We start from the raw sequence: 6,647 nt of genomic DNA on the forward strand, positions 1-6,647 counted from the left end.
TCTGAGATCTATATTCTTTTTATTGCCTCAACTAATTTCAAATATGGATCCTCCATCGAATTTAGAATCATTCTTGCTTTCTTTTTACTATCTTTATTGTCGTTTAGCATCTTTTTGATCAAGGCTGAAATTTTCTTGGGATTTGTCTCTCTTTTTGCAAGTCCAATTCGTACTAGATACTTTTCAATATAATTCGGTGCGGCATCATATGATATAGTTGGAATTCCCATCAACGCGGATTCTGCTGTCATGGTACCTCCTGATCCTATGAAAAGATCTGCAATACTAAGAAGTGATTTGCCGTCTACGACTTTGTCCATTATGATAACTTTTTTACCGAATTTTTCTTTGAGTCTTTTCTTTTGTATTGCATATCTTGCTAATACTATTATGTTGTATAGTTTGTCTTCCTTACTTATTTCATAAATTATGTTATCACTTTCGGTTTTTCCTAAAATATATGCAGCCTCTGATTCTTCTGGCCTGATTACTATTGTCTTTTTAGTCTTATCTACACCTATTCTCTTGATCTTTGATCTTTCTCTAACTATGACAGCTGCATCAATGGCTCTATAATGTATGATATCTTTCTCTGAAATTCCATATTTGACAAATTCATTTTTGGGTATCACCCAAGGAATGAGAAGTTTCTGCACTAGTGGTACTGAAAGCCTCATCACTGCTTCTGCATGAGGAGAGTCTGAAAATGCAACCTGTTTGATACCTATACCGTAGGAAATTCTTGCAGCTTCTGGGGAGCAGAAACTAATGGTCAAATCAGGGGAGAACTTGACTATTACATCCAAAAGATGATCCATCCTTTGGATGCTTGAACCAAGTTTTCCTTCTTTGGTGGAGCCACCATGTTTTCCAATTAATCTTAGATCTATGTTTTTTATCTTGGATAATTCAACAACTTCGCGATAATTTCTTGAAGTACAGAGTATTTTGTGATTTTTACTCAATTTGCTTATCATTGGAGCAAAGAAAAGTAGCTGTTTAGGCGTCAAAATGTCAAACCAGATTTTCAAACATTTTTGATATAATCTGAGGGTGGAAAAAGTTTTTCTTAGCCTGTACTCATAGTCCGGATGGTTTGGTTGCAACAAAAATTGTTGTGTATGGCTTAAGTACTGAAGGATACTCGATTGCTTGCCAAATGGCAATAAAAGGAGCTGATGTTTTCATTGTTGATGAATCTGCTCACATGGCAATTTCTCTCAAAGCAGAGATTGCAAAGACATATCCTAATGTTACATCATTAAAAGAGGACGAACCACTCTTGGGAGTTGAACCAATAGATGTTGCGATATCTCATGCTGAATATCTTTTCTTTGCTCCACGTATACGAAAGACAGGTCAAGAAGCTAAGATGGAAATTCATTCAAAATTCAAAGATGCAACATCTTCAATAAAAAAAGGTGGATCAGTAATTTACAATCTTCCAACTGGCATAGGAGGAAATAATGAAACTATTTCACTGCTTGAACATGTTTCTGGCCTTGAGATGGGTAAAAGTATATCATATTTCTATTACCCTCTATCAAAAAATAATATTCCTGAAATCATTGGTTCGTTTAATGCAAAAGATGATGACAAGCTTGCTAAACTATTAGAATCTGATAAAAAGGGGAAAAAATTCGTGTCCATATCTTCGGCTGAAATTTTACATGCAATTAAAATTCTCACTCAATTTGCAAGTCTATCTAGTGTTTTAGAAGTTTCCAAGTTTGCACAAGATTCCCAGACAAGAAATGATCTAGTTCTAACTGAATATAATGATCTATTTCTTGATGACATGACAAATGGTCTCTATGATTTAAGATCACTTGGTACATCTGTAGAAGGCGCAGGTACGATGATGTATCTGATAAATGGTAGTATCAAAGGAATTGAGGGCTATGTCAAGAGATTAATTGACGAAATTCGTTCTACGCTCAAGAAAAATGAACTAAAAGCAAGCAGGACCAAAGTAGTTTTGGTATGGACCCAAGACTCCTATGAGATGAGAGGAGACAAGGTAGACATGCTAAACTCACTTGTTACAAAACTCCGTGATTACATTGGAGATGTCGAGATACATCAGGGACCAGAATTAGATATTTTCCATAGTGATAAAACAACTATCATAGTAGCATGCTCAAAATTTGATTATGATAAGATAACTAAAAATGGAAAAGACTCTGATGTTATTGTAATTAAAACAAATCCTCTTTGTGAGATATTATAATAAGGGTATGTTCTAAAAAATAGTAAGAATTGTCTGACACATCTGATGTATCCCAAAATGATTTTGTAGAAACTCAAGAACACAGTATAAACAAAGATGATGAAACAGAATCTATTTCAGAACTTGAGACACTGAAAGTTCAATTAGAACAAGAAAAAGAAAAAACTTCTTCTTGTGAAAAAAAAATACAATACCTGCTTGGAGATTTTGAAAATCTTAAGAAAAGATCGGAGATCGATATTCAGAATCGTGTAAACTCGATCACTGATGGGGTTGTTCTTAAATTTCTTGGAATATATGATGATTTTATTCGTGCAAAAGATGCTTTATCCAAACAGAATGCCAATACCGCAGGTCTAGATGCTATCTTAAAAAACATGGACACATTTCTAGTTGAATTTGGAGTGACGCCAATTGAAGCAGTAGGTGAAATCTTTAATCCTAAACTGCATGAGGCAATTTCTATAAAAGAAGATCCTACATTGGATGATGACACAATCACCGCAGAACTTCGTAAAGGATATATTTTGAAGGACAGAGTTATTAGACCAAGCTTAGTGGAAATATCTAAGAGAAATATCAAGGAGATGAAGTAAATGGCTAAAATTATCGGTATTGATTTGGGAACAAGTAATTCTGCTGCGGCAGTTATGCTAGGTGGAAAGCCTACTCTTATTCCAGCATCTGAGGGAACCACGGTTGGGGGAAAAGCGTTTCCTTCTGTTGTTGGACTCACAAAAGACGGTCAACTAATAGTTGGTGAACCAGCCCGAAGACAGGCAGTAACTAACCCTGAGGGTACAGTAGTAGCAGCAAAAAGAAAAATGGGAACAGATCACTTTTTTAAAATTTATGATAAAGAGTACAAACCTCAACAAATTTCTGCATTCATCTTACAAAAAATAAAGAGAGATGCTGAGGCATTTACTGGAGACAAGGTAGAAAAAGCAGTAATCACGGTTCCTGCTTACTTCAATGATAATCAAAGACAAGCAACTAAAGATGCTGGACAAATTGCAGGTCTTGATGTTGTTAGAATAATAAATGAACCAACTGCTGCTGCACTTGCCTTTGGCCTCGACAAATTAAAACAAGATATGAAAATTATGGTGTTTGACTTGGGTGGCGGTACACTAGATGTCACCATCATGGAAATGGGTGGTGGTGTCTTTGAAGTAATGAGTACTTCTGGAGATACTCAGCTAGGAGGTACTGATATGGATAAAGTTTTGATTGATTATGTTGTTGATAGTTTCAGAAAAACATCTGGAGTTGATATTTCAAAAGATAGTGCGGCTATGGTACGAGTAAGAGAAGCAGCTGAAAAGGCAAAGATCGAACTTTCTTCAATATTTGAAACTGATATCAATTTACCGTTTATATCATATGACCAATCTTCTGGACCAAAAAATCTTGAATTAAAAATAACTCGTGCAAAGTTTGAGGAACTCATAAATCCAATAGTCGAAAGATGCAGACCTTCTGTTATGAAATCTATGGAAGATGCAAAGCTTACTCCCGCTGATGTTAGTAAAATAATTCTAGTCGGTGGTCCAACTAGAATTCCTCTAGTCAAAAAATTTGTAGCAAATCTGATGGGAAAAGAACCTGAGGCAGGAATAGATCCAATGGAAGCAGTCGCATTGGGAGCAGCTGTTCAAGCAGGAATTATTGGTGGTGAAGTCACAAGCGATATTGTACTTTTGGATGTGACGCCTCTCACACTGGGTTTAGAAGTTCTAGGAGGATTGCGAGAGCCTATAATTGATAGAAATACAACAATTCCTACTTCTAAAAGCAAGGTATTCACAACTGCTGCAGACAATCAAACTGCTGTTACTATACATGTAGTTCAAGGGGAACGACCAATGGCTGCAGATAATGTATCCCTTGGAAGCTTTAATCTATCTGGAATCCTTCCTGCACCAAGAGGTATTCCACAAATTGAAGTCAAATTCGATATTGATGCAAACGGTATACTCAATGTTGCAGCAAAAGATCTAGCTACACAAAAAGAAGCAAAGATAACCATTACTGCTAGCACAAAACTTGCCAAAGAAGACATAGAAAAAATGACAAAAGATGCTGAACTCTTCGCTGAACAAGACAAAAAGAAGAAGGACGAGGTACTGATCAAAAATGAAGCACAACAAGCTATCTATGCAGCTGAAACTTTGATCAGCCAACAAAAGGACAAGATATCACAAGATCAAGGTGTACAGGTAAGTAATGCAATAAAAGATCTAAAAGATGTTCTTGATAAGAGCGTTGAAGAAATAAAACCAAAACTTGATTCGCTAACTAAATTGATAAATGACATAAGTACAGAACTTTACAAAAATGTTACACCTCCACCTGGAGCAGCTGGACAAGGTGGACCTGAAGCAACTGCACAAAGTGGGCCTGATGCAACTGGACAGGATGCAGGCAAGTCGCAGAACTGATCTTTATACAAGGGAAAGTGTAGTTGAGTTATAATGAGTTCCAAACGTGATTATTATGAGGTTTTAGGAGTCTCAAAAAGCTCAACACCTGATGAGATAAAGTCACAATATAGGAAACTTGCTTTAAAATTTCATCCTGATAAAAACAAGTCGCCTGATGCTGCAGAGCACTTTAAGGAAATTTCAGAAGCATATGCGGTGTTATCTGACTCTGAAAAACGTAAACTCTATGACACCTATGGTCATGCTGGCGTAGATGGAAAATACAGTACAGATGACATCTTCCAAGGTTCACGAGCCAACTTTGAAGATATTTTTGGAGGTGCTGGTGGTTTTGAATCTATTTTCGAATCTATTTTTGGTAGAGGAGGAGGATTTCGGTTCGGAGGATTTGATTTTGGAGGATCTGGTAGAGTACGAGGATCTGATCTTGTGTATGATGCCACATTGACATTAGAAGAAGCATTCAAGGGAAAAAAAGAAGAGATTGATCTGCCTAGACTAGTAAATTGTGATGCTTGTAATGGATCTGGTGCTACTCCTGGTACTTCCGTGAGGACATGTTCTGTATGTAATGGTCACGGTCAAACTAGAGTATCACGCAGCAGTGGATTTTCTACATTTGTAACTGTACAACCATGTAATACTTGCAAAGGTCAAGGCAAGATCATAGAAAGACCATGTTCAAAATGTAAAGGGGCTGGAAAACAAAAAACAACAAAAAAATTCCCATTTGAAATTCCTGCTGGAATAGAGGATGGAGAATACCGAATTCAGGGAGAAGGTGAATCAGTTCAAAACGGTGTAAATGGAGATCTAATTGTTAGAATACGAGTTCAACCTCATGATAAATTCAAAAGAGATGGTTCTGATATTTTCTATGATGCAAATATTTCTATGATTGATGCAGCATTGGGCAAAAATATCATGGTTGAAACACTTGAAGGACAAGAAAAATTTGAGGTAGAATCCGGAAGTCAACCGAATACGATAATAAAACTAAAAGGCAAAGGGCTTCCTCGTCAGAGTGGAAGAGGTAGAGGAGATGAGTATGTTAGACTTGTTATCAATATACCTACCAAGANCTTGAGGTAGAATCAGGAAGTCAGCCAAATACGATAATAAAACTAAAAGGAAAAGGGCTTCCTCGCCAGAGTGGAAGAGGTAGAGGCGATGAGTATGTTAGACTTGTTATCAATATACCTACCAAGATGGACAAACATCAGCGTAAATTGCTTGAAGAATTAAAAGACAGTTTTGACAGGAATTGATGGAATTGAGAATAGCACTTGATGTGGATGGAGTTTTAGCTGATGTTATTACGTCTTGGTTGTCATATAGTAATAAAATAAGACCCACAATATCAAAATCTCAAATATCTGAATGGGATTTTTGGAAAAACCATCATATAGATAAATTTGATTTTTACAATGAACTCTCATTTTGTTGGAAATCATGGGAAGATATACCTCCTACAGAAAATAATATTGCACATGCTACTACACAGCTCTCAAATCTTGGTACTGTAGACATTGTAACTGCACGTGACGAGTCTACTCACAATGATGTAAAAAATTGGCTCAAACTACACAAAATAAATTTCAAAAATTATGTTGGTGTGTTAGAAGGAATAGAAAAATCGCGACTAGATTATGATGTATTTATTGATGATTCACCTCTTAATGCAAAAAGTATGTTGGAAGAAGGAAAATCTGTAATACTTTACTCACAGCCGTGGAATACATCTTTTGAAGATGATAGGGCAATTAGAATACATGAGCTAAAAAATGCTGTACCTATAATTGATAAAATGATCAGAGGGTAAATAATTTTCAAACCCACTGATGAGCNTCTTGCAATAAAGACACTTATTGTAGGATCTTAATTCTCACGTTGTTGCGGGGGTCGCCTAGCCTGGTCAACGGCGTAAGGCTCAGAACCTTATCTCTTAGGAGTTCGTGGGTTCAAATCCC

7 protein-coding genes are annotated in these 6,647 nt (G+C 36.4%); 6 read left to right on the top strand and 1 reads right to left on the bottom strand.

The features are described from left to right. Nucleotides 1-8: 8 nt before the first annotated feature. On the bottom strand, nt 9-1,106 hold the full coding sequence (locus DYY66_RS06295) for a DUF354 domain-containing protein (RefSeq protein ID WP_394352590.1): 1,098 nt from the start codon (nt 1,104-1,106) through the stop codon (nt 9-11). Between DYY66_RS06295 and DYY66_RS06300 the strand changes: the two genes are divergently transcribed. The 6 genes from DYY66_RS06300 (at nt 1,097) to DYY66_RS06320 (ending at nt 6,499) form a co-directional block, all read left to right on the top strand. Continuing rightward, nucleotides 1,097-2,230 carry a hypothetical protein gene (locus DYY66_RS06300; RefSeq protein ID WP_166287166.1) on the top strand — a complete coding sequence of 378 codons (1,134 nt, stop codon included), beginning with the start codon at nt 1,097-1,099 and terminating at the stop codon, nt 2,228-2,230. The genes DYY66_RS06295 and DYY66_RS06300 overlap by 10 nt on opposite strands. Nucleotides 2,231-2,259: 29 nt before the next feature. Next, nucleotides 2,260-2,826, top strand: coding sequence for a nucleotide exchange factor GrpE (locus DYY66_RS06305; RefSeq protein ID WP_166287169.1), 567 nt, complete (start codon nt 2,260-2,262; stop codon nt 2,824-2,826). Beyond that, nucleotides 2,827-4,674, top strand: coding sequence for a molecular chaperone DnaK (dnaK, locus tag DYY66_RS06310; protein WP_166287173.1), 1,848 nt, complete (start codon nt 2,827-2,829; stop codon nt 4,672-4,674). 33 nt (nt 4,675-4,707) lie between these two features. Further along, nucleotides 4,708-5,758 (top strand): molecular chaperone DnaJ (gene dnaJ, locus DYY66_RS06315; RefSeq protein ID WP_255496230.1); only part of this gene is annotated, 1,051 nt, incomplete at its 3' end. 37 nt (nt 5,759-5,795) lie between these two features. Beyond that, entirely contained in the window at nt 5,796-5,945 is a 150-nt protein-coding gene (locus tag DYY66_RS16185) for a hypothetical protein (protein WP_394352591.1), read from the top strand. A 5-nt stretch (nt 5,946-5,950) separates the two neighbouring features. Further along, nucleotides 5,951-6,499 (top strand): hypothetical protein, encoded by a 549-nt coding sequence (locus DYY66_RS06320; protein ID WP_166287179.1) that lies wholly within the window; start codon nt 5,951-5,953, stop codon nt 6,497-6,499. The last annotated feature ends 148 nt before the right edge of the window (nt 6,500-6,647 follow it).

The sequence above is a fragment of the Candidatus Nitrosotalea sp. FS genome, assembly GCF_011319475.1.
Lineage (GTDB): Archaea > Thermoproteota > Nitrososphaeria > Nitrososphaerales > Nitrosopumilaceae > Nitrosotalea.

What these genes read in the sequence shown, in the direction of transcription:
- dnaK (WP_166287173.1), top strand. Translation starts at nt 2,827, where the DNA reads ATGGCTAAAATTATCGGTATTGATTTGGGAACAAGTAATTCTGCTGCG.